A 21,511-nucleotide genomic window follows, 5' to 3' on the forward strand; every position below is an offset into this window, starting at 1 on the left:
GAGGCGGTGCCATCCAGCGCCGTCGCGCCGAAGGGATGAGGAGGCCTGCCTTGAGTGCAGCCAGGATAAGGGTGCTGTGCGTCGACGACTCGGCGCTGATTCGTGACCTGCTCAGCGAGATCATCAACAGCCAGCCGGACATGGAAGTGGTGGCGGTGGCGCCGGACCCCATCGCCGCCCGGGACCTGATCAAGCGGCACAACCCCGATGTGCTGACCCTGGACGTGGAGATGCCGCGCATGGACGGGCTCGATTTCCTCGAGCGCCTGATGCGGCTGCGCCCGATGCCGGTGCTGATGGTCTCCTCGCTGACCCAGGCCGGCTCCGAGGTGACTCTGCGGGCCCTGGAGCTGGGCGCGCTGGACTTCGTCGCCAAGCCCTCGCTGGGCATCCGCAGTGGCATGCTCGAGTACGCCGAGGAGATCGCCGAGAAGATCCGCGCCGCCTCACGCTCGCGGCCGCGCCAGGCGACCCGCCGCGACGCCCCGCCGCCGGTGCGCCTCGAGGCGCCGCTGGTGTCCAGCGAGAAGCTGGTCATCATCGGCGCCTCCACCGGCGGCACCGAGGCGATCCGTCGGGTGCTGGAGCCGCTGCCGGCCAACAGCCCGGCGATCCTGATCACCCAGCACATGCCGGGGGGCTTCACCCGCTCCTTCGCCGAGCGGCTCGACCGGCTGTGCCAGGTCAGCGTCAAGGAGGCCGAGGACGGCGAACGGGTCCTGCCGGGCCACGCCTACATCGCCCCGGGGGATGCCCACCTGAAGCTGGCGCGCAGCGGCGCCAACTACGTGGCGCGGCTGGACGACGGGCCACCGGTCAACCGGCACCGCCCCTCGGTGGACGTGCTCTTCCACTCGGCGGCGACCCAGGCCGGGCGCAACGCCATCGGCGTGCTGCTCACCGGCATGGGCAAGGACGGCGCCGCGGGCCTGGTCGAGATGCGCCAGGCCGGTGCCCCGACCCTCGCCCAGGACGAGGCCAGCTGCGTGGTGTTCGGCATGCCGCGTGAGGCCATCGCCCTGGGCGGGGCCGGCGAGGTGGTGGCGCTCGACGACATCGCGCCGCGGCTGATGGCGCTGGTGGCGGCCTCCGGCCGTGCCCAGCGTGTGTGAGGCCACCGAGCGAGTAGCGGGGCCGCAGCAGGCACAGGGACGATCCGAGGGGCAGGGAGCCGAGCGGAACCGATGACACTCATGATTTCGATAATGAAGGAAGCGCCGGCATGACACGATTACTGCGCAATATCAGCATTCATGCGGCGACGGTCGCCGTCCTGGCCTGCTTCGTGGCGTTCATCGCGGTGATCGCCGCGCTGGGCTTCATGGCGGAGCGAAATGCCAAGCATACCCTGGACACCCTGAACCATGTCAGTACCGAGCAGCTCAACGAGGTCAACCGCGCCGAGACCCTGCTCAGCCAGGCCCGGTTCAGCCTCGAGGCCGCCGCCAACCTGATCATGATCGGCAGCATGGACGAGGCCAACGCGCAGATCGCCGCGGCGGCGGATCGACTCGAGCGTGCCGAGCGGCGCTTCGAGCACTTCGCGAGCGCGCCCAAGTCCGAGCAGGGCCAGGCCCTGGCCGAGCCCCTCGGCGACGACTTCCATGCCGTGCTCGCCCTGGTCCGCCAGCAGCTCGACAGCCTCGAGCAGCTCGACCCCCCGGTCTTCAACCTGCTGCGAGAGGAGCTCGAGGCGCCCTCGGCGGCACTGGCGGACAGCATGACGGCCTTCGTCAGGTACGGGTTCGCGAGTTCCGAGGCCATGGTGCCCGACTTCCACGACCAGGCCCAACGCTTCGAATGGATCGGGCTGGGGGTGCTGGCGCTGATCGGCCTGCTGGTGGTGCTGATCTACCTGGGGCTGCGTAGTATCGTCATCCGCCCGCTGGATGCGGCGGTGGAGAGCCTCGAGGCCATCGCCCAGGCGGACCTCTCCCGGGAGATCCAGGTGTTCGGCCGCAATGAGATCGGCAAGCTGTTCGCCGCGATGCGCGACATGCAGCAGAGCCTGACGCGGATCGTCAGCGACGTACGCGGCAGCAGCGCTTCGATCCATGTCGGCAGCCGAGAGATCGCCGGCGGCAACGCCGACCTGTCCTCGCGGACCGAGCAGCAGGCGGCCTCGCTCGAGGAGACCGCGGCGAGCATGGAGCAGCTCACCGCCACCGTGAAGCAGAACGCCGACAACGCCCGCCAGGCCAGCGGCCTGGCGCTGGACGCCTCCTCGACCGCCGAGCGCGGCGGCGAGGTGGTCGAGCGCGTGGTCAAGACCATGCACGGCATCTCCACCAGCTCGCAGAAGATCGCCGACATCACCGGGGTCATCGACTCGATCGCCTTCCAGACCAATATCCTGGCGCTCAACGCCTCCGTCGAGGCGGCCCGGGCCGGCGAGCAGGGCCGCGGCTTCGCGGTGGTGGCCGGCGAGGTGCGCAACCTGGCCAGTCGCAGCGCCGATGCCGCCAAGGAGATCAAGGCGCTGATCGAGGGCTCGGTGGCCCAGGTGCAGGAGGGCTCGACGCTGGTCGAGCAGGCCGGCACGACCATGGACGAGGTGGTCACCGCGGTACGGCGGGTCACCGACATCATGGACGAGATATCCGCCGCCTCCCAGGAGCAGAGCGACGGCATCGAGCAGGTCAGCCAGGCGGTGGGACAGATGGACCAGGTGACCCAGCAGAACGCCGCCCTGGTGCAGCAGGCCTCGGCCGCCGCGGCCTCGCTGGAGGAGCAGGCGAGCCGCCTGGAGCAGGCCGTGGCGGTGTTCCGCCTGGCCGGGATGGCGAGCCAGCCCTCGCTGCCGCAGGCCGACCGCTCCCCCGCCGCGCTGCCGCAGGCCAGCCTGCCGCCCGCCGGCCGGCAGGCGCCGGCCCCTCGTCCGGCACGCCGCGAGGCGGTCACCGAGGACGAGTGGGAAGAGTTCTGACGCGATAGCTACCGAACCTGACCGGTGGCCCGGCCGCCGGTCATCCCGAATGCCGTGAATCGATAGAGGAATCCCGATGGCAGACAAGAACATGAGCATCCTGGTGGTGGATGACTTTCCGACCATGCGCCGCATCGTGCGCAGCCTGCTCAAGGAGCTCGGCTTCACCAACGTGGAGGAGGCCGAGGACGGCCAGGACGCCCTGGCCAAGCTCAGGGCCGGCGGCTTCGAGTTCGTGGTTTCCGACTGGAACATGCCCAACCTCGACGGCCTGGAGATGCTCAAGCAGATCCGCGCCGATGACGGCCTCAAGCACCTGCCGGTGCTGATGGTGACCGCCGAGGCCAAGAAGGAGAACATCATCGCCGCGGCCCAGGCCGGTGCCAACGGCTATGTGGTCAAGCCCTTCACCGCCGCCACCCTGGAAGAGAAGCTCAACAAGATCTTCGAAAAACTGGGCATGTGAGGCCGCCGGGGCGACCCGGGGCGAAGGAGACCGAATCATGAGCACGAACGAGCAGCCCGATATCGCCAAGGCGGTGGCCAGCGACGACCTGGTGCAGCGCATCGGGCACCTGACCCGCATGCTGCGCGAGAGCATGCGCGAGCTCGGACTCGACAAGGAGATCGAGCGGGCCGCCGAGGCCATTCCCGATGCCCGGGACCGCCTCAACTACGTAGGCGCCATGACCGAGCAGGCCGCCGAGCGGGCGCTCAATGCCATCGACCGCGCCCAGCCGTTGCAGGACCGTCTCAGCGAGAGGGCCGAGCAGCTGGACAGGCGCTGGGCCGAGTGGTTCGCCGAGCCCAAGGCGCTCGACGAGGCCCGTGAGCTGGTCACCGAGACCCGCGCGTACCTGGCCGAGGTGCCGGAGCAGACCCAGGCCACCAGCAAGGAGCTGCTCGAGATCATGATGGCCCAGGACTTCCAGGACCTGACCGGCCAGGTGATCAAGAAGATGATGGACGTCATCCGCGAGATCGAGACCCAGCTGGTGCAGGTGCTGATCGACAGCGTGCCCGAGGGCGAGAAGCGCAACGACATGCAGCGCCGCGCCGACGGCCAGCGCCAGTCCGACGCCCGCAAGCGCGAGGAGGGCCTGCTCAACGGCCCCCAGATCAAGCCGGAGGCCGCCGACGTGGTGAGCAGCCAGGACCAGGTCGATGACCTGCTCGACCAACTGGGTTTCTGACCGACACCTTCCCTGCCGTCGATAGTCGTGAACAGGACACGATTATCGGCGCTTATCGACGTATCGCCCCTTCCCTCCAGTCACCACAATGGCCAGGGTCCACACGAGTGTCCCGATGACTGGCCATGGCCGACGAGAGCAGCGATCAGGAAAAGACCGAAGAGGCCACGCCACGCCGCCTGGAGAAGGCGCGCGAGGAGGGCCAGGTCGCCCGTTCCCGCGAGTTGACCACCTTCATGCTGCTGCTCGGCGGCGTGGGCGGGCTGTGGGCCATGGGCGCGATGCTCTACGACCAGCTGGGCCTGGTGATGGAGCAGGCCTTCCTGTTCGAGCGGCGCCATGCGATGGAAACCACGCCGATGCTCAGCCACGCCCTGGACCTCGGGGAACGGACGCTGCTGGCGATGCTGCCGCTGTTCCTGCTGCTCACCGTGGTGACGCTGGCGGCCCCGGCGCTGCTCGGCGGCTGGCTGGTCTCGGCCAAGTCATTGAAGCCGCAACTGTCGAAGCTCAACCCGCTGAAGGGGCTCAAGCGCATCTTCGGCGTCCAGGCGCTGGTGGAGCTGGCCAAGGCGATCGCCAAGTCGCTGCTGGTGGGCAGCGTGGCGGGGGCCTTCCTGTGGCTCAACCGCGGTACCTTCATGAGCCTGATGGACCAGCCGATCCAGCAGGCCCTGGCCAGTGCCATGGAGCTGGCGGCCCTGGCCTCCGGGCTGATGGTGTTGACCCTGCTGGTGGTGATCCTGATCGACGTGCCCTACCAGCTCTGGAGCCATGCCAAGAAACTGCGCATGAGCAAGGAGGAGGTCAAGCGCGAGCACAAGGAGTCGGAGGGTGACCCCCACGTGAAGGCGCGGATCCGCCAGCAGCAGCAGGCCATGGCCCGGGGACGGATGATGAGCCAGGTGCCCGAGGCGGACGTGATCATCACCAACCCCACCCACTACGCCGTGGCGCTGAAGTACGAGGAGACCGGCATGGCGGCGCCCCGGGTAGTCGCCAAGGGCGCCGACCAGGTGGCCGCGCGGATCCGCGAACTGGGCGAGGAACACACGGTGCCACGGCTCGAGGCGCCGCCGCTGGCCCGCGCGCTCTACCACCACGTGGACCTCGACGCCGAGGTCCCCGAAGCACTCTATACCGCCGTGGCGGAGGTCCTGGCCTGGGCCTTCCGGCTGCGGCGGGTGTCACAGGAGGGGGGCGAGGTGCCACCGACACCCGAGGACCTGCCGGTACCGGACTCCCTGGCGATGCCGGGCCGCCACCGCGAGGCTGACGCATGAAGGCCTGGGGAGACTATCTGGGACGCCGCGACTGGATGGGCGACGTGCGCATGAAGCTGCTGGCCGGGCCGCTGCTGATCCTGCTGGTCATGTCGATGCTGATCCTGCCGCTGCCGCCCTTCGCGCTGGATCTGTTCTTCACCTTCAACATCGCCCTGGCGGTGATGGTGCTGCTGGTCAGCATGTTCACCCAGAAGCCGCTGGATTTCGCCGCTTTCCCGGCGGTGCTGCTGTTCACCACCCTGCTGCGGCTGTCGCTCAACGTGGCTTCCACCCGGGTCATCCTGATGGAGGGCCACCAGGGCGGCGCTGCCGCCGGCAAGGTGATCGAGGCGTTCGGCCAGTTCCTGGTCGGCGGCAACTTCGCCGTGGGCCTGGTGGTGTTCCTGATCCTGATCGTCATCAACTTCATGGTCATCACCAAGGGCGCCGGGCGCATCGCCGAGGTGGGCGCGCGCTTCATGCTCGACGCCATGCCCGGCAAGCAGATGGCCATCGACGCCGACCTCAACGCCGGGCTGATCGGCGAGGACGACGCCCGGCAGCGCCGTGGCGAGGTGGCCCAGGAGGCCGACTTCTACGGCTCCATGGACGGTGCCAGCAAGTTCGTGCGCGGCGACGCCATGGCCGGCCTGGTGATCATGGTGGTCAACATCATCGGCGGGCTGCTGATCGGCATGCTGCAGCACGGCATGGACTTCGGCAGCGCCGCGCGCACCTACACCCTGATGACCATCGGCGACGGCCTGGTGGCGCAGATCCCGGCGCTGGTGATCTCCACCGCCGCCGGCGTCACCGTCTCCCGGGTCAACACCGACCAGGACGTCGGCCAGCAGATGATCAGCCAGCTGTTCGTCAACCCCCAGGTGATGATACTGGCGGCGGCAGTCATGGGGCTGCTGGGGCTGGTGCCGGGCATGCCCAATGTCGTGTTCCTGATCTTCACCGTGCTGCTCGGCGGCCTGGCCTGGTGGCTGATCCGCCAGAAGGAGCAGCGCCAGGTCCAGGAGGAGCTCTCCGCCGAACCGCTGCCGGCGCCGGAGGCGCCCGAGGCGAGCTGGGACGACGTCCAACTGGTCGATACCCTGGGCCTCGAGGTGGGGCACCGGTTGATCCCGCTGGTCGACCAGCGTCAGGAGGGCGAGCTGCTCGGCCGCATCAAGAGCGTGCGCAAGAAGTTTGCCCAGGAGGTGGGCTTCCTGCCGCCGGTGGTGCATATCCGCGACAACCTGGAACTCGGGCCCAACACCTATGTGATCACCCTCAAGGGTGCCGAGATCGGCCGCGCCGAGGCCTATCCCGGCAAGTGGCTGGCGATCGACCCGGGCCAGGTATCGGGCGAGCTCTCGGGCACCCCGACCCGGGACCCGGCCTTCGGCCTGCCGGCGGTATGGATCGACAGCGGCCAGCGCGAGCACGCCCAGGTCTACGGCTACACGGTGGTGGATGCCAGCACCGTGGTGGCCACCCATCTCAATCACCTGCTGCACCAGCACGCCGCCGAGATGCTGGGGCGTGCGGAGGTGCAGAAGCTGCTCGACAAGCTCGGCGAGGAGCTGAAGAGCCTGGTGGAGGAGGTGGTGCCCAAGGCGATCTCGCTCACCGTGTTCCAGCGCATCCTGCAGAACCTGCTCGACGAGGACGTCTCGATCCGCGACCTGCGCTCCATCCTCGACACCCTGGCCGAGCACGCCGGCCAGCAGCAGGACGCCGGCGAGCTGACCGCCCTGGTGCGGATCGCCCTGGGCCGCAGCATCGTCCAGCAGTGGTTCCCCGGTGACGGCGAGCTCAGGGTGATTGGCCTGGAGGCGCAGCTCGAGCAGGTGCTGATGCAGGCCATGAACGGCAGCGGCGCGCTGGAGCCGGGCCTGGCCGAGACCCTGATGACCCAGGCCGAACAGGCCCTCGAGCGGCAGGAGGCGAGCGGCGAACCACCGGTACTGGTGGTGCCGCACGCCCTGCGCCCGGTGCTGGCGCGCTTCCTGCGCCGACGGCTGCGCCACCTGGTGGTGATGTCCCAGGCCGAGATTCCCGACGACCGGACCCTGCGGGTCACCCAGCTGGTGGGGGGGCGCTGACAGGTGGAAGGAGACTGAGTAGATGAGCGTGATGCGATTCATCGGGGCCAGCAGCCGCGAGGCGATGCGCCAGGTGCGTGCCGCCCTGGGCGATGATGCCCTGATCCTGGCCAACCGCCGCACCGAGACCGGGGTGGAGATCCTCGCCCTGGCCGACCAGGTCGCCGAGGCCATGGCCGGTAGCGCCGCCGATTCCCGGCCCGCCCCGTTGTCCGAGGCCGCTCCGCGGCGACCGGTCTCGCCGCCGGCGAGCGGCGCCGAGGCCTTCCAGGCCACGAGCGCCCAGTTGCTCAGGGAGATGCAGGACATGCGCGCCCTGCTGTCCCGGTCCCGGGCCGAGCAGGCTCCCGAAGCGGGCCGTCGCGAGCAATTGGCGCAATGGCTGGCCGAGGCCGGCTTCGGCCGGGCCATCGGCGACGAGCTCCTCGCCGGCCTGCCGCAGGAGCTGCAGGACGCCGGCGAGGAGCGCCTGCTGGCCTGGCTGGGCCGCCAGCTGAGTGCGCGCCTGGCGGTGCTCGACGACGAGGCGTCGCTGCTCGATCAGGGGGGTATCCTGGCCCTGGTGGGACCGACCGGGGTCGGCAAGACCACCACCACCGCCAAGCTGGCGGCCCGCTACGTGATGCGCCACGGACCCGACCAGGTGGCGCTGGTCACCACCGACAGCTTCCGCATCGGCGCCCATGAGCAGCTGCGCATCTACGCCGGGCTGCTCGACATTCCCATGCATGCCCTGGACGCCGAGCAGCCGCTGGACGAGCTGCTGGCGCAGCTGGCCGACAAGCGCTTCGTGATCATCGATACCGTGGGCATGAGCCAGCGCGACCGGCGCATCATCGAGCAGGTGGCACGGCTGCAGGGCGGACCGGTGGCGGTCCGCCTGGTGCTGCTGCTCAACGCCGCCAGCCAGCCGGAGACCCTGGAGGAGGTGATCACCAACTACCGCCAGGCGGCCCGCGCCGCCGGCGCCTCCCTGGACGACTGCGTGATCAGCAAGCAGGACGAGGCGGGGCGCACGGGGCCGCTGCTCGACGCCCTGATGCGCCACGGCCTGCGGCTGCTGTTCGTGGCCCATGGCCAGCGGGTGCCGGAGGACCTGGCGGTCGCCGACGCCGCGGCGCTGGTGTGCCAGGCGCTGGCGACACGCCGTGCCGCCCCGGCGCCGGAACCGGCCTCCACGGGCGGTGCCCGGGAGCTGCTCGGCCAGGGGCGACGCCTGTCGGCGGTGCTCGCCGGCCTGCGTCGGCACATCACCGGCTTCGCCGCCCTCGAGGCGGCCTGGGCGCTCTCGGCGCTGCCGACGAGCCTGCAGGGCGAGCGGCTCGATGCCCTGTTCGAGGCCGCAGACATGCGTGCCGACGGCATGCTCTGGACGCCGCGTGCCCGGGTGCGCGGCGGCGACTGGTCGCCGCCCGATCTGCCGCTCGACGCCGCAGGCGATTGGTCGGCCCTGCCGCTGCCCCAGCATCGCCAGCCGGCCGGCCAGGCGGCACGGCTCGACTGGGCCGAGCGAACCCATGGGGCTGCCGTCCACCTGTTGCCGACGCCGCCCGACGACGAGGCCCGAGCGTGGCTGGCGGCCCGTGACGGTGTCTGGGTCGCCCAGGCCCGGGCCACCCAGCGGGTGGCCCACGCGGGCGAGCGTCACGCCCTCGGGACCCTGGCCGACCTGGCCGCCCCCTTGGCCGAGCCGATTCGCCGGCTGAAGGGATGCGAGACCAGGATCCGGCTGGCGCGGCTCTCGCTGAGCGATGAGACCACGACGGCGCCACTGCGGGCCTGGTTCGCCGACCTGGAGGAGCGCGAGAGCGGCCGTCGGTTGGGGCGTCGCTGCTGGCTGGCGCCGGAGTGGCTGGGCGACGAGGCGGTGGAGTGGCTGCTCGGCCAGCTCGACGCCGAGGCGCTGCCGCGGCTGACCCGTCGGGCCCACCGGCGGCTCGAGGACGCCTACCCGGCGCTGACGCCGGCGCTGCGGCTGTCGATCGCCGCCGGCCTGGCCGCGGTGGCCGGCCAGCTGGAGCGCAGCGAGGCGGAGTGGGCCATGGACCTGCGCGCCGAGCTGCTGGGCCTGCTCGGTGGCCGTCGCCGACGCAGCGCCGAGACGCTGCTCGAGGCGCTGCTCTATCTCGGCGTGGCGCGTGACGCCATTCGCCAGCTGGGGGCGGCGGGGCTGGAGGGGCTCGACGGATGAGTGCCGATCAGGCCGACGGATTGCGGCAGTGGGCGTCCAGCGCGCCACCGAACGAGGAGGGCTGCCCGCGGCACGTGGCCGAGATGTTGTGCGAGCTGGCGGTGGCCGGGCCGTCAGCACCGATCGCTCGGCCGCCCTCGCCGGCCGTCACGCGGGCTTCGTCGCCGGTCACCCTGATGGTGGTGGGCTTGCCCGACGGCTCCCCGCGGCAGGCCAGGCGGGTCGGCGCCCTGATCGACTACTGGGCCGCCCAGGGGCGTCGCTGGGTGGGGGACCCGGCGGCCTGGCAGGTGGTGCCCGTCGGGGTCACGAGCCCCCACCTGGTGCTGCTGGCCGCCCAGCAACCGCGCTGGGCGCTGTGGGTGGAGGGCGACGCCGAAGCCTTCCGCCGTGCCTGGCGGGTGCTGATTCGGCTCGCCGAGCGCCCCGGCCCGCGGCGTCTGCTGGCGGTGCATCCGCCCGGCATCTCGCGCCATGGGCTGCTCGACAACCTGCAGCAGGCCGCCGCGGCCTATCTGGGCATCGAGTTGGTGGTGCTGGCATGAGCGGCGCGGGGGGGAAACTGGCCAGCCTGGGGGTGGCGCTCGGTCCGGCATTGGCACTGGTCATGGCGCTGACCGTCGGGCCGGCGCTCGCCGCCGGTAGCTGGGTGGCCACGGCGCCGGGGGTGCGGGTGGCGCTGGTCGAACGCGAGGTGGCGTCGTCGCCACTGGCGCCGCCGGCGGCGGTGTCGGGCGGGACGATCGACAGCGTCGGCTGGCGGTTCCGGCTGCCGCCCGGCGAGGCGGTGCGGGCCAGGCTCTGTCACGCCGAGGGGTGCATGGCGCTGGGAGCGGCGCAGGGCCGCAGTCGTGCCCTGGCCGGGCTGCCGGCAGACGCGCCGCTGCACTTCCGCTTCGCCCTGGCGCCTGTCCAGCGACAGGCGGTGGCGGTGCAGGGGTTGCAGGTGATCGTCAACTATCGCTGAAGGAAGGTCCTGACGGGGGTAGTCGAAGGGGATGTATACCGCAAAGGGCAAGATCGACCAGCACGAGCTGCTGACGCAGTACCTGCCGCAGGTGCGGCGTCAGGCGCTGGCGCTGCAGGTCAGGCTGCCGGCGAGCATCGAGCTGGATGACCTGATCCAGGCCGGCACCATGGGCCTGCTGGAGGCCATGGGGCGCTTCGACGCCAGCCAGGGGGCAAGCTTCGCGACCTTCGCCAGCCAGCGCATCCGGGGTGCCATGCTCGACGAGCTGCGCAGTCGCGACTGGCTGCCGCGCAGCGTGCGGCGCAACGCCCGGGCGGTGGACGAGGCGGTGCGGCGTCTCGAGCAGCGCCTGGGGCGGCCGGCCGAGGAGCACGAGATCGCCGCCGAGCTGGAGATGGACCTGGCCGACTACCGCCAGCTGCTCAGCGATACCAACAACGGCCAGCTGCTGCCCTTCGAGGCGCTGGTGGCGGAGGGGGCGGAACCGCGCGGCCCCGACCCGCTGGCGTCGCCCTTCACCGCCCTGGTCGACGGCGAGCAGCGCCGACGCCTGGTCGAGGCGATCGGGGCGCTGCCCGAGCGGGAGAAGCTGCTGATGGCGCTCTACTACCAGGAGGAGCTCAACCTCAAGGAGATCGGCGCCGTGCTGGGGGTGACCGAGTCGCGGGTCTGCCAGCTCCACGGCCAGGCGGTGAGCCGGCTGCGGGCGCGGCTGCGCGACGATTGAGGGGCCCTATGGGGTCAGACCCTTAAATTCCCTTTGGGGTCTGACCCCAAACGAGCTCTTCAGAGGCGGCTCATCAGCGCATCGGTCTGGTCGAGGGCATCCAGGTAGCACTGCTGCAGCCGGTCGGTGCTGGCCGTGGCGCCGCCGTCGGCGACCTGGTGCTCGTGCTCCTCGCAGAGGGTCAGCAGGGCGCCGAGGTGGCCCTCGCGGTCGGTCAGGGCCCGGGCGACGGCGGCGGTCAGCGGCAGCTCCGCGAGCAGGGCGTCCTGGGCCTCGTCGAGCAGCGGGCCCATCATCGAGAAGAGCCCGGTGGTGAAGGCGTTCTCGGGATCGATGTTGCTGAAGGGCGTGGCCAGGTTGCGGCACATGAAGGCGCGGATCAGTGCCATGCGCACCTTGAGCTTCGACGATGGCAGATCGCTGGCCAGCGACAGCGTCATCACCAGCCGGCGCAGCTCGTTGAGGCCGATGACCTGCATGGCCCGCTTGAGATCGCTCTGCCGTGCGCCCTGGCCGAACTGGCTGGAGTTGGCCCGGCGCAGGATCGCCACATGGAGGTGGGGCATCTGGATCAGCAGTTCGAAGAGGCGGTGCAGGTCGGCATCCTCGCGGTAGAGCTCGTTGACCAGGCGCAGCTGGGCCGCGCGGTTGCCGTGACGGCCGCGGGGCCGGGCGGCGTAGAAGGCCGGCTCGGCCAGGTAGCGGCCGTCGAAGTAGTGGCAGTCGAGGGCGCGGAAGTGCTCGAGCCGCTCGGGATCGCGGATCTCCTCGGCCAGCAGCCGGGCGCCGCGCTGTCGGTGGGCACGCAACTGGTCGCCGTCGAGTTCGTCGGGGCGACGCAGGCGGATCAGGTCGATCAGCGGGGCGAACGCCCGACCGTCGCCCTGCAGGCTGGAGGCGGGCATCAGCAACCGGTAGCCGCGCTCGCGCAACTGCTCGAGGGTGCCCACCAGCGCGGGCGTCAGGGACAGGGCGCGCGGCAGGCCGATGATCACCTGCCGGGCCGGCGAGGGCAGCAGGTCGGCGCGCTCCAGCCACTCGGCGGGCAGGTCGATGATCAGCTCCCGGGGGCCGAGCCGCTTGCCCTCGTTCAGCTCGTAGATGATGGTGGCCAGGGCCCGGGCGGTGGCGGCGACAGGGTCGTCGACGCCCTCGCCGTGATGACGATAGACCAACCGGTCGGCGACGTGGTGGTCATCGGCGTCGTGGATGGGCTGTAGCGCGATGGCGAAAGCGTCGGCTTCCCTCTGTCCTGACATGGTATGGCTCCCTGCGACATGATGCCTGCCGTGTGTCGTGATCGTGGCGGGGCTGGCCCGGTGACCGGCAGGCGATGTAACAAAGAGTATCATTGCGCCCCGTCGCTTGTCCGCGGCCGGGCGCCCCGACTAAAGCCCGGCCCGTGGCGGCCGATATCCCTATCAAGCCTTCCCTTACCGGCAAGGAGCCGTGCATGAACCCGTCGACGCTCATCGGCATCTTCGCCAGCTGCGTGCTGCTGGCCAGCGTCCTGCTCTTCACCGCCGAGTCGCCCCAGAGTTTCATCAACCTGCCGGGGCTGGCCATCGTGCTGGCCGGCACCATGGCCGCCACCTTCATCAGCTATCCGCTCAAGGAGGTGGTGCGGGTGGTCCGCCTGGTGGGGCTGGTGTTCCGCCGCGAGAACACCTATACCCGCGACGACATCAAGGAACTGGTGGACATGTCGCGGCTGTGGTTCAAGGGCGACGTGCGCGCCGTAGAGGAGGCCCTGGAGCACACCCGCAACCCCTTCCTGCGTACCGGCATCCAGCTGGTGATCGCCAATACCCGGGAGCAGGAGATCTTCGACCTGCTGCGCTGGCGCATCGCCCGGCTCAAGGCCAGGGAGCAGGCCGAGGCACAGATCTTCCGCACCATGGCCACCTATGCCCCGGCGTTCGGCATGATCGGCACCCTGGTGGGCCTGGTGAACATGCTCGAGGTGATGGAGACCGGGGACCTGCACGTGATCGGCCCGCGCATGGCGGTGGCCCTGCTGACCACCTTCTACGGCATCCTGCTGGCCAACCTGGTGTTCAAGCCCATCGCGGTGAAGCTCGAGCGACGCACCGAGGAGCGGCTGATCGCCATGAACATGGTGCTGGAGGGGATCTCGCTGATCACCAAGCGCCGCCTGCCCTCCTTCATCGAGGAGACCCTCAACTCCTTCGTGGCCAACTACCATGACGAGATCCGCGAGCCCGGCAGGCCGCGGCCAGGTGGCGGCGAGGCCGGCCAGCATGCTTGACCGGCACGCCCGGGAGTCGCTGTTGCCGGAGGCGTCGGGCGGCGACGATGGCGAAGGCTGGCTGGTGAGCTACCTCGACGTGCTCACCCTGCTGATCACGCTGTTCGTGCTGCTGCTGTCGCTGGCCGGCAACGGCCTGAGGGTCACCGGCAGCGAGCACGGCGGCGAGGCGAGGCGACAGGTGTCGCCGATGGCCGAGTCGGCCGCCCTCGCGCTGGCCGGCGGCCCGGGGGCGATGTCGGGGTCGACGGCATCGGGGCTCAAGCCGCGCCACGAGGGCCTTAAGCCGCGTTTCCGTGGCCTCGAGATCGAGGGGGTCAGCGTCGCCGAGGGGAATCGGGGCGTCACCCTGCGCATCGACGACAACCTGCTGTTCTCCAGTGGCCAGGCGGAACTCACCAGTGGTGGCCGCGAGATCCTGCAGGGCCTGGTCGCCACCCTGGCCGGTTTCGATGGCCAGGTCTCGGTGGAGGGGCATACCGACGATATTCCCATCGCCACGGCACGCTTCCCCTCGAACTGGGAGCTCTCCACCGGGCGGGCCATCGCCGTATTGCGCTACCTTGCCGAACAGGGGGTGCCGCCGGCGCGGCTGCGGGCCATCGGCTATGCCGACACCCGGCCGCTCGAAAGCAACGCCAGTGCCGAGGGGCGGGCCGCCAACCGACGGGTGGAGCTGCTACTCAAGCGGGGCTGATGACAGAGACGAGGAGAGAGCATGAGCCACTCTGCCCGGGCCGGGGACAGGGCGGGTCAGTCGATCAGCCCCAGGAAGGGAAGCAGGGAAAGGGCCAGGATGCCCAGGGCCGCGGCGGTGAGCAGCAGCACCCGGAAGGGGTGGTGCAGCAGGCGGCGCCACAGGGTGGGGGCCTGGCCGCGGGCGTCGAGCTCGTGGTGCTCGCGCCGCATCCGTTCCCCCAGCGCCTGCTGGTAGCGGTCGATCACCTCGCGGGCCGCCTCCCGCTGGGCCTCGTCGCGCAGCCAGATCGCCGCGACCCCCAGTCCCCAGAAGCCGGCGCGGGTCTCGTAGGTATCGAAGCCGTGTTCGTCGAGCAGCCGGCGTACCTCCTCGGCCTCCTCGTCGGGCACGTTGTTCAGCCGAAACAGCAGTACCGTCACGATCGCTCTCCCGGCGCCGGTGGAAGCTGGGTGCCCATTATGCCACGGGGGCGTCGCCCAGCGGGGTGATGCTCGCCGGCAGCAACGGCGGGCGGTCCCGGTGCCGGTTCAACGGTCGTCCCTCCAGGGCGGTGAGCAGGATCTGCAACGGATCGCCGTGGCTCACCAGCAGGATCGTCATGCCGGTGACGGTACGCTCCAGCTCCTCGAGCACCGCCTGCATCCGCGCGGCCACCGCGGCCACCGGCTCGACGCCATGGGTCCGGTGGGCCGGGTCCCGCTCGTCCAGCGCCCAGACCTCGAGGTAGCGGTCGGCGGAACGGGACTCGAACTCGCCGAAGTGGCGCTCGCGCAGGCGTGGCTCGGGGCTGGTCGAGAGGCCGAAATGCTCGGCCACCCGGCCAGCGGTCTGGGTGGTGCGCAGGAAGTCCGAGTGGAGGACGAGGGTGGGGGCGGGCCAGGCCCAGTCGTCGACGAGCCGGGCGAGCTGCGCCTCGCCCTCGGCAGAGAGACCGTAGTCGGCCAGGCCGTGACGTGGGTCGCTGATGATCAGGCCCTGCTCGTTGGCCCGACTATGGCCGTGGCGCATCAGCAGGTAGCGGTTGCGCCAGGCCCCGCGAGCGTTGAGGAAATCGGTTGGCATGCTATCGTCACAACACCTGAATTGAGTTCGTTGTATTGTTAATATCTCATGTTGTCCATATGGGATTCGGTTTCGCTCAGTGTTCCTCGCTTCCCATGATAACTGCAAGTCGAAGCGAGACCCGCCATGATCAGGCTCCAGGACCCGGGAAGCACCGCACCGGCAAGGGTCTGACCGCTACCCTGGCCGGTGTGTCGTACCCGGGGGAGGAAATCTCGTTCGTGACAGGCGCTCATGCTGGCATAATGGGAGCCTGCCATGGAGGGATGTCCGCGAGGAAGGGAGGCTCGAGTTTCCGGCCCGGTGGGCCGATACGCCGTGATGCACCAGAGGGCCACCGGGCCCCGTCGTGCAGGGCGAGCACGAATCGGGGGCATGTGCGGCAATGACGACACGGGATGGCGGGGTATCGAGGCAGGGCGCTAGGCGGCGACGCTGGTCCCGCTGGCAGGCCATTGCCAAACGGCAGCGGGAGCTGGCCCGCCGCCAGGGCCAGGAGGCCCAGTTGCGTATCGCCGCCATGGCCTTCGAGACCCACCTGGGCATGTTCATCACCGATGCCGAGGGGCGGATCCTGCAGATCAACGCGACCTTCCGACAGATCACCGGCTACGCCGCCGAGGAGATCGTCGGCCACAGCCCGCGTATCCTCAACTCCGGACGCCATGATGACCTCTTCTACCAGCGCATGTGGCATGCCATCGGCGACAAGGGGAGCTGGCAGGGTGAGGTCTGGAATCGTCGTCGCAACGGCGAGATCCATCCCCAGTGGCTGACCATCAGCGCGGTGAAGGACGAGCAGGGGCGGGTCACCAACTACGTGGCCACCCTGAGCGACATCACCGAGCGCAAGGCCGCCGAGGAGGAGATCCATCAGCTGGCCTTCTATGATCCCCTGACCAGCCTGCCCAATCGACGGCTGCTGGTCGATCGGCTGGAGTCGGCATTGAAGGATAGCCGGCGCAGCGGCGAGTACGGGGCGGTGATGTTCATCGACCTGGACAACTTCAAGACCATCAACGACAGCCTGGGGCATCATCGCGGCGACGAGCTGCTGCTGATCATCGCCGAGCGACTCACCGCCATCACCCGCGAGACCGACACCATCGCCCGCCTGGGCGGCGACGAGTTCGTGGTGATGCTGCACGACCTGGGCCTGGAGGCCGACGAGGCCGCCATGGTGGCCGAGCGGGTGGGCGAGAAGCTGCTGGCGAGCCTGGTGGCGCCCTGCATGCTGGGCGAGATGCGCTGCCAGGTGAGCGGCAGCATCGGCATCACCCTGTTCACCGACGGCCATGCCACGGTGAACGATATCCTCCAGCAGGCCGACCTGGCCATGTACCAGGCCAAGGCGGCGGGGCGACACGCCCTGTGCTTCTTCGACCCGGCCATGCAGGCCAGGGTGATGGAGCGGGCCAGCCTCGAGGCCGACCTGCGACAGGCCCTCGCCGATGGCCTGTTGCGGCTCTTCTATCAGGTCCAGGTCGATGGCGAGGGGCAGATCACCGGCGTCGAGGCGCTGCTGCGCTGGGAGCACCCCGAGCGGGGCCTGGTGTCGCCGGGGGTGTTCATTCCCGTCGCCGAGGAGAACGGCCTGATCGTGCCGATGGGGTTCTGGGTGCTGGAGACCGCCTGCCGGCAGCTCGCCAAGTGGGCCGCGACGCCGGCCACCGAGCACCTGACCATGGCGGTGAACGTCAGCCGCGACCAGTTCCGGGCGCCGGACTTCGTCGACCGGCTCGAGCGGATCCTCGCCGCCACCGGGGCGCGGCCCGAGCGACTCAAGCTGGAGCTGACCGAGACCCTCTTCCTGGAAGACAGCGAGGACACCCGGTACAAGATGCAGCGACTCAAGTCGCTGGGCATCGGCTTCGCCCTGGATGACTTCGGCACCGGCTACTCGTCGCTGGCCTACCTCAAGCGGCTGCCGCTGGACCAGCTGAAGATCGACCAGTCCTTCGTGCGCGACCTGCTCGATGACCCCACCGATGCCACCATCGTCACCACCATCATCACCCTGGCCCGCAGCCTGGAACTCGAGGTGATCGCCGAGGGGGTGGAGAGCGAGGCCCACCGGCACTGGCTGGCCGCGCAGGGCTGCCGGGCCTTCCAGGGCTACCTGTTCGGCCGCCCGGTCTCCGTCGAGGAGCTGTCGTTGACGGCGCACCCTCGGCCGGTGGCTGGCCTCGAGGCCCCTCGGCCCTAGTCCACGCTCCGGCGAGCCGGCCGCCGTCACGGCGGGCAGGGCTAGCCGTCGAGTCCCATCGCGTCGGGGGAGGCAGCCTCGCAGCGGCGCAACATCCGGTCAAGCGCCGCGTCGGCACCGTCCAGGTCGAAGGTCATGAACCAGGGGTCGTCCTCGGCTCGCATCAGGCGCAGGCGCAGGGTCTCGCCGCTGCGCATCTCCTCGAGCAGCAGCGGCTGCTCCTCCAGGAAGAAGTGCACGTAGAAGCCGCTGTCGCCGCGCTCGATGACGAACTCGGCCCGGCCGCTGTGGATGGTCTCGTGATCGACCCGCAGGTCGGCGGGTACCCGGTTGACCGTGCGGTCCTCGGCCTGGTGCTCGTCGAGTTCGACCCGCAGCTCCAGCCAGGGAAGGTCGCAGACCCCCGGCGTCACGTTGACGCTGAGCAGGGAATCGCTGTAGCTCTGCCCTTCCATGGCGCGGAAGTGGCGCTCCTCGCCCAGCGTCAGGGTCAACGAGTGCCAGGCGCCGTGACGTTCGACCTCGCCGGTGTTGAAGGTGGTGGCCTGGGCGGGGGCGGCCAGGCCCAGGGCGAGCAGCAGGGCGAGCAGCAGGGCGGGCAGCAGGCGGGTGACCGGCGATGACATCGGCAGCAGCATCCTGGGTGGCGTGGAGACGAACCCCGGATGCTAGCAGAGCCCGCTGGGGCTGTCCCGATGGGCGCCTCGGTGTGGGGGCGGGCTCAGTGGCGCCCGTGTCCCGACGTGCCCGGCAATGCGCGGCTGCCGAGGTCGGCGAGCAGCGCCCTCGCTGGCCGGGGTTCAGGCCGTGTGGTGACGGAAGCGCAGGATGGCCAGCCCCAGGGGGGCGGCGATCCAGCCGACCAGCACCAGCAGCAGCCAGCCGACCTGGAAGGCGCCGCCCTGGGCGATGGCGGTGACGCCGGTGTGGGCCTGGGCGGCATCGAAGCCGACCATGTTGATCAGCCGGAAGCCGTCGGTGGGGTTGAGCAGCAGCAGCCAGGGCAGCCAGTCGGCGCCGCTGTCCACGCTGACCAGCAGCGCCAGCAGCCCCAGGTCGAAGACCAGTACGAACAGGAACCACACGCCCAGCGCCAGGCCGGCGGCTCGCGCCTTCTCGCCGACCCAGACGCTGATCAGGTAGGCGAAGGCGAGGAACACCCAGCCCAGCAGCACGCTGCTGAGAATCAGCCGGCCCAGGCTGGCGGCGAGCTCGCGGAGATCGACGCCCTCGGCGCCGACGGCGATCACCCCCCCGGCAATGCCGAAGCCCAGCGCCGTGGCCGCGCCGAGGATCAGGCCGTGGCCGAGGAACTTGCCGAGAAGCAGCGCTGTGCGACTCAGCGGGTAGGTGAGCAGCAGCAGCAGGGTGCCGGCCTCCTGTTCGCCGACCACGGCATCAAAGGCCAGCAGCAGGGCGATCAGCGGGATCAGGAACACCGCCAGGGTCGACAGGCTGACCAGGGTGGTGGCCAGCGAGGTGAAGCCCTGGCCGCCGCTGGCGGCGGCGCCGAACCAGGCGATGCCCACCGCCAGGGCGGCCAGGATCAGGGCGATGGCCAGCACCCAGCGGTTGCGCAGGCCGTCCTGGAACTCCTTGCGGGCGACGATCAGGGTGGCGTTCATGGGGCGTCTCCCGATGCCTGGGGGCTGGCCCCCGTGGAGAAGTGGGCGTAGAGATGCTCGAGGGTCGGCGGCAGCACCTCGATATCCTCGACGCCCGGCGTGGCGCTCAGGCGGCGCAGCGCCGTCATCTTGGCAGCGGGGTGCACGCCGAGCTCCAGGGCCCGGCCGTTGAGGTGGCGCGGCGTGACGTCCGCGTCGTCCCAGCCCCGGGACCAGTCGACCCCGGGCCAGCGTCCCCGGGCGCGGATGGTCAGCGGCAGCGCGGCCTCATGGCGCAGCTCGTCGAGGCTACCCAGGGCCAGGCGGCGCCCGGCACCGAGGATCAGGGCGCGGTCGATGTAGGGTTCGACGCCGGGCAGGACGTGGGACGACAGCAGCACCGTGCAGCCGCCCTCGCGCAGCTCGCGCACCGTCTCGTAGAAGTCGCGGGTGGCGGCGGGGTCGAGCCCGGTGGTGGGTTCGTCGAGCAGCAGCAGCCGGGGCTCGCCGAGCAGCGCCTGGGCCAGGCCCAGGCGCTGGCGCATGCCCTTGGAGTATGTCCTGACCCGGCGGCGCGCGGCCTCGGCGAGGCCGACCCGCGCGAGCAGGGCGTCGACCTGGCGCCGGCCGACCCGCTTGAGCCGGGCGAAATAGGTCAGCACCTCGCGGCCGGTCAGCTGCTCGTAGAAGCTGACGTTCTCGGGCAGGTAGCCCAGCCGGCGGCGCAGGGTCTCGGCGTGGGGGCCGTCGGGGGCGCCGCCGAGCACCGAGAGGGTGCCGGCACTGGGCGAGAGCAGCCCCAGGAACAGCTTCATGGTGGTGGTCTTGCCGGCCCCGTTGTGGCCGAGCAGGGCCAGCACCTCACCCTCCTGCACCTGGAGGTCCAGGCCGTCGAGGCGGGTGAGGGGACCGTGGCGCAGGGTCAGGCCGCTGCAGTCGATCACCGGGTTCATGGGCGGAGGCCTCCAAGGTCGGGGTCGCGCATCAGGGGGGCGCTGTCGCGCACGCCCTGGGCGCGGAAGATGGGAAACTGGCGCTGTACCCAGCGCAGTGCCACCACGGCGGGACTGCTCATCAGCAGCCGGGCGGCAGGGTAGCGCCACAGCAGCCGGTCCACGGCATCGTTGGGTTCGAAGGCGGTGTCACCGATGCCGTCACCGGCCAGGTCCCAGCCCAGGTAGTCGCTCCAGTAGTTGCCGCGGCCGTCCGCCGACCACTCCTGGGGGCGGGTGGCCACGTACATCACCTGCTGGCGGTTGGCGACGAAGGCGTTGCCTACCAGCACGTTGTCCTCGGAGCCGGCGGTGAGATGGATGCCGATATCGCTGTCGGTGAAGCGGTTGGCCTCGAAGTGGTTGAACTGCGAGTTGTAGATGAAGATCGCCTTGCCTTCGCCGCCGCTGACCAGGCCCTGGCCCGCGGCATCCAGCGGTTGCCGGATCCCCTCGACGCGGTTGCCGCGCAGCCGTGAGTCGGTGATGTTGTTCATCAGGATGCCGTAGTTCTCGTCGTTCACCGAACGGTTGTCGAGGACCGTGAGCCGCTTGGACTGCATCAGGGCGTAGCCGGTACGGGTGTTGCGGGTGACGTTGCCCTCCAGGCGATTGTCGAAGGCGTACATGTAGTGCACGCCGTAGCGCAGCTCCTCCAGGCGGTTGCCGCGCAGGATGCTGTGGCGACTGGTGTCGATATAGATGCCGTCGCGGGTCCGGCGGATGTCGTTGCCGGCCACCAGGACCTCCTCGACGTTGAAGAGGTGGATGCCGTTGCCGCGATCCTGCGAGCGCCGGCCGGCGTCGCCGCGAATGCGGTTGTCGAGGACCCGCACCCCGCGCACGGCGTCCAGCCGGATGCCGAAACCGGGGCCCTGCAGGTCGTTGTCGCGGATCACGCTGCCGGTGGCGCTGCGGTCGACGAAGATGCCGGCGTCCATGGCGGTGAGGTCATCGCCCCAGTTCTCGATTCGCAGGCCTTCCATCAGGATGTCGGGGGCGGCCAGGGTCACGGCATGCCCCTGGGCGCCGCCATCGATGGTGGCCCCGGGCGTGCCCTCGAGGTGCAGGGGGCGGTCGATCACCACCGGCCCGTCATAGTGGCCGGCCGACAGCCGGAGGCGATCCCCGTCGGCGGCACGCTCGACGAGCGCCTGCAGGGAGTCGCCGGGGCTGGCCGTCCAGTTGGCGGCCAGCAGTGCCCCCGGCGGCCACAGCAGCCAGGCGGCAAGAATCAAGGTCAGGACGCCGAGAATCGGTCGTCGGGTCATGGGTGTCTCCGGATGACGGGGCCGGGCATCCGCCCGGCC

Annotated in this window: 20 protein-coding genes; 13 read left to right on the forward strand and 7 right to left on the reverse strand. The window is 70.3% G+C overall.

Annotated features, from left to right (window positions below; all coding sequences use genetic code 11):
* Positions 1 to 50: 50 nt before the first annotated feature.
* The 10 genes from MKP05_RS07565 to MKP05_RS07610 all read left to right on the forward strand — a co-directional run bounded on the left by MKP05_RS07565 (position 51) and on the right by MKP05_RS07610 (position 11,368).
* Positions 51 to 1,112 carry a protein-glutamate methylesterase/protein-glutamine glutaminase gene (locus tag MKP05_RS07565; protein ID WP_276316549.1) on the forward strand — a complete coding sequence of 354 codons (1,062 nt, stop codon included), beginning with the start codon at positions 51 to 53 and terminating at the stop codon, positions 1,110 to 1,112.
* A gap of 110 nt (positions 1,113 to 1,222) precedes the next feature.
* On the forward strand, positions 1,223 to 2,926 hold the full coding sequence (locus MKP05_RS07570; RefSeq protein WP_240567750.1) for a methyl-accepting chemotaxis protein: 1,704 nt from the start codon (positions 1,223 to 1,225) through the stop codon (positions 2,924 to 2,926).
* 76 nt (positions 2,927 to 3,002) lie between these two features.
* Positions 3,003 to 3,392 (forward strand): chemotaxis response regulator CheY, encoded by a 390-nt coding sequence (gene cheY, locus MKP05_RS07575; RefSeq protein ID WP_110284255.1) that lies wholly within the window; start codon positions 3,003 to 3,005, stop codon positions 3,390 to 3,392.
* A gap of 37 nt (positions 3,393 to 3,429) precedes the next feature.
* Positions 3,430 to 4,119, forward strand: coding sequence for a protein phosphatase CheZ (gene cheZ / locus MKP05_RS07580; RefSeq protein WP_240567751.1), 690 nt, complete (start codon positions 3,430 to 3,432; stop codon positions 4,117 to 4,119).
* A 125-nt stretch (positions 4,120 to 4,244) separates the two neighbouring features.
* Positions 4,245 to 5,402, forward strand: coding sequence for a flagellar biosynthesis protein FlhB (gene flhB, locus MKP05_RS07585; RefSeq protein WP_240567752.1), 1,158 nt, complete (start codon positions 4,245 to 4,247; stop codon positions 5,400 to 5,402).
* On the forward strand, positions 5,399 to 7,480 hold the full coding sequence (flhA, locus tag MKP05_RS07590; protein ID WP_240567753.1) for a flagellar biosynthesis protein FlhA: 2,082 nt from the start codon (positions 5,399 to 5,401) through the stop codon (positions 7,478 to 7,480). Before flhB ends, flhA begins: the two co-directional genes overlap by 4 nt.
* 22 nt (positions 7,481 to 7,502) lie before the next feature.
* Positions 7,503 to 9,671: a flagellar biosynthesis GTPase FlhF gene (flhF, locus tag MKP05_RS07595; protein ID WP_240567754.1), complete on the forward strand. Its 2,169-nt coding sequence runs from the start codon at positions 7,503 to 7,505 to the stop codon at positions 9,669 to 9,671.
* Positions 9,668 to 10,216: a hypothetical protein gene (locus tag MKP05_RS07600; protein WP_240567755.1), complete on the forward strand. Its 549-nt coding sequence runs from the start codon at positions 9,668 to 9,670 to the stop codon at positions 10,214 to 10,216. Before flhF ends, MKP05_RS07600 begins: the two co-directional genes overlap by 4 nt.
* A complete protein-coding gene (locus MKP05_RS07605; protein WP_240567756.1) occupies positions 10,213 to 10,638 on the forward strand; it encodes a flagellar protein FlhE in 426 nt (141 codons plus the stop codon). Before MKP05_RS07600 ends, MKP05_RS07605 begins: the two co-directional genes overlap by 4 nt.
* Before the next feature lie 31 nt (positions 10,639 to 10,669).
* A complete protein-coding gene (locus tag MKP05_RS07610) occupies positions 10,670 to 11,368 on the forward strand; it encodes an RNA polymerase sigma factor FliA (protein WP_240567757.1) in 699 nt (232 codons plus the stop codon).
* A 59-nt stretch (positions 11,369 to 11,427) separates the two neighbouring features.
* Here MKP05_RS07610 and MKP05_RS07615 read toward each other — a convergent pair whose 3' ends face one another.
* Positions 11,428 to 12,627, reverse strand: a complete 1,200-nt coding sequence (locus tag MKP05_RS07615) for an EAL and HDOD domain-containing protein (RefSeq protein ID WP_240567758.1) — start codon at positions 12,625 to 12,627, stop codon at positions 11,428 to 11,430.
* 194 nt (positions 12,628 to 12,821) lie between these two features.
* Here MKP05_RS07615 and MKP05_RS07620 point away from each other — a divergent pair, with 194 nt between their 5' ends.
* Together MKP05_RS07620 and MKP05_RS07625 are read left to right on the forward strand one after the other, a co-directional pair.
* Positions 12,822 to 13,637, forward strand: coding sequence for a motility protein A (locus MKP05_RS07620; protein WP_240567759.1), 816 nt, complete (start codon positions 12,822 to 12,824; stop codon positions 13,635 to 13,637).
* Positions 13,630 to 14,334 carry an OmpA/MotB family protein gene (locus tag MKP05_RS07625; RefSeq protein WP_240567760.1) on the forward strand — a complete coding sequence of 235 codons (705 nt, stop codon included), beginning with the start codon at positions 13,630 to 13,632 and terminating at the stop codon, positions 14,332 to 14,334. Before MKP05_RS07620 ends, MKP05_RS07625 begins: the two co-directional genes overlap by 8 nt.
* Positions 14,335 to 14,390: 56 nt before the next feature.
* Here MKP05_RS07625 and MKP05_RS07630 read toward each other — a convergent pair whose 3' ends face one another.
* Positions 14,391 to 14,756: a DUF6164 family protein gene (locus MKP05_RS07630; protein WP_110284244.1), complete on the reverse strand. Its 366-nt coding sequence runs from the start codon at positions 14,754 to 14,756 to the stop codon at positions 14,391 to 14,393.
* A gap of 37 nt (positions 14,757 to 14,793) precedes the next feature.
* Positions 14,794 to 15,399, reverse strand: a complete 606-nt coding sequence (locus MKP05_RS07635; RefSeq protein ID WP_240567761.1) for a histidine phosphatase family protein — start codon at positions 15,397 to 15,399, stop codon at positions 14,794 to 14,796.
* A 385-nt stretch (positions 15,400 to 15,784) separates the two neighbouring features.
* On the opposite strand from MKP05_RS07635, the gene MKP05_RS07640 reads away from it, so the two are divergent.
* On the forward strand, positions 15,785 to 17,605 hold the full coding sequence (locus MKP05_RS07640) for a putative bifunctional diguanylate cyclase/phosphodiesterase (RefSeq protein ID WP_110284243.1): 1,821 nt from the start codon (positions 15,785 to 15,787) through the stop codon (positions 17,603 to 17,605).
* A 41-nt stretch (positions 17,606 to 17,646) separates the two neighbouring features.
* On the opposite strand, the gene MKP05_RS07645 is transcribed toward MKP05_RS07640, so the two are convergent.
* From MKP05_RS07645 to MKP05_RS07660, 4 genes are all read right to left on the reverse strand, one after another.
* The gene (locus MKP05_RS07645; protein ID WP_240567762.1) at positions 17,647 to 18,231 is read right to left on the reverse strand and encodes a hypothetical protein; all 585 of its coding nucleotides are present in this window, start codon (positions 18,229 to 18,231) and stop codon (positions 17,647 to 17,649) included.
* 174 nt (positions 18,232 to 18,405) lie between these two features.
* Positions 18,406 to 19,230 (reverse strand): ABC transporter permease, encoded by an 825-nt coding sequence (locus tag MKP05_RS07650; protein ID WP_240567763.1) that lies wholly within the window; start codon positions 19,228 to 19,230, stop codon positions 18,406 to 18,408.
* The gene (locus MKP05_RS07655) at positions 19,227 to 20,162 is read right to left on the reverse strand and encodes an ABC transporter ATP-binding protein (RefSeq protein ID WP_240567764.1); all 936 of its coding nucleotides are present in this window, start codon (positions 20,160 to 20,162) and stop codon (positions 19,227 to 19,229) included. The genes MKP05_RS07650 and MKP05_RS07655 overlap by 4 nt, the downstream gene beginning before the upstream one ends.
* Complete coding sequence (locus tag MKP05_RS07660; RefSeq protein WP_240567765.1) at positions 20,159 to 21,472, reverse strand: nitrous oxide reductase family maturation protein NosD; 1,314 nt, start codon at positions 21,470 to 21,472, stop codon at positions 20,159 to 20,161. The genes MKP05_RS07655 and MKP05_RS07660 overlap by 4 nt, the downstream gene beginning before the upstream one ends.
* Positions 21,473 to 21,511 lie beyond the last annotated feature (39 nt).

The sequence above is a fragment of the Halomonas flagellata genome (assembly GCF_022487945.1).
In the GTDB taxonomy this organism is placed as follows: Bacteria; Pseudomonadota; Gammaproteobacteria; order Pseudomonadales; family Halomonadaceae; genus Halomonas; species Halomonas flagellata.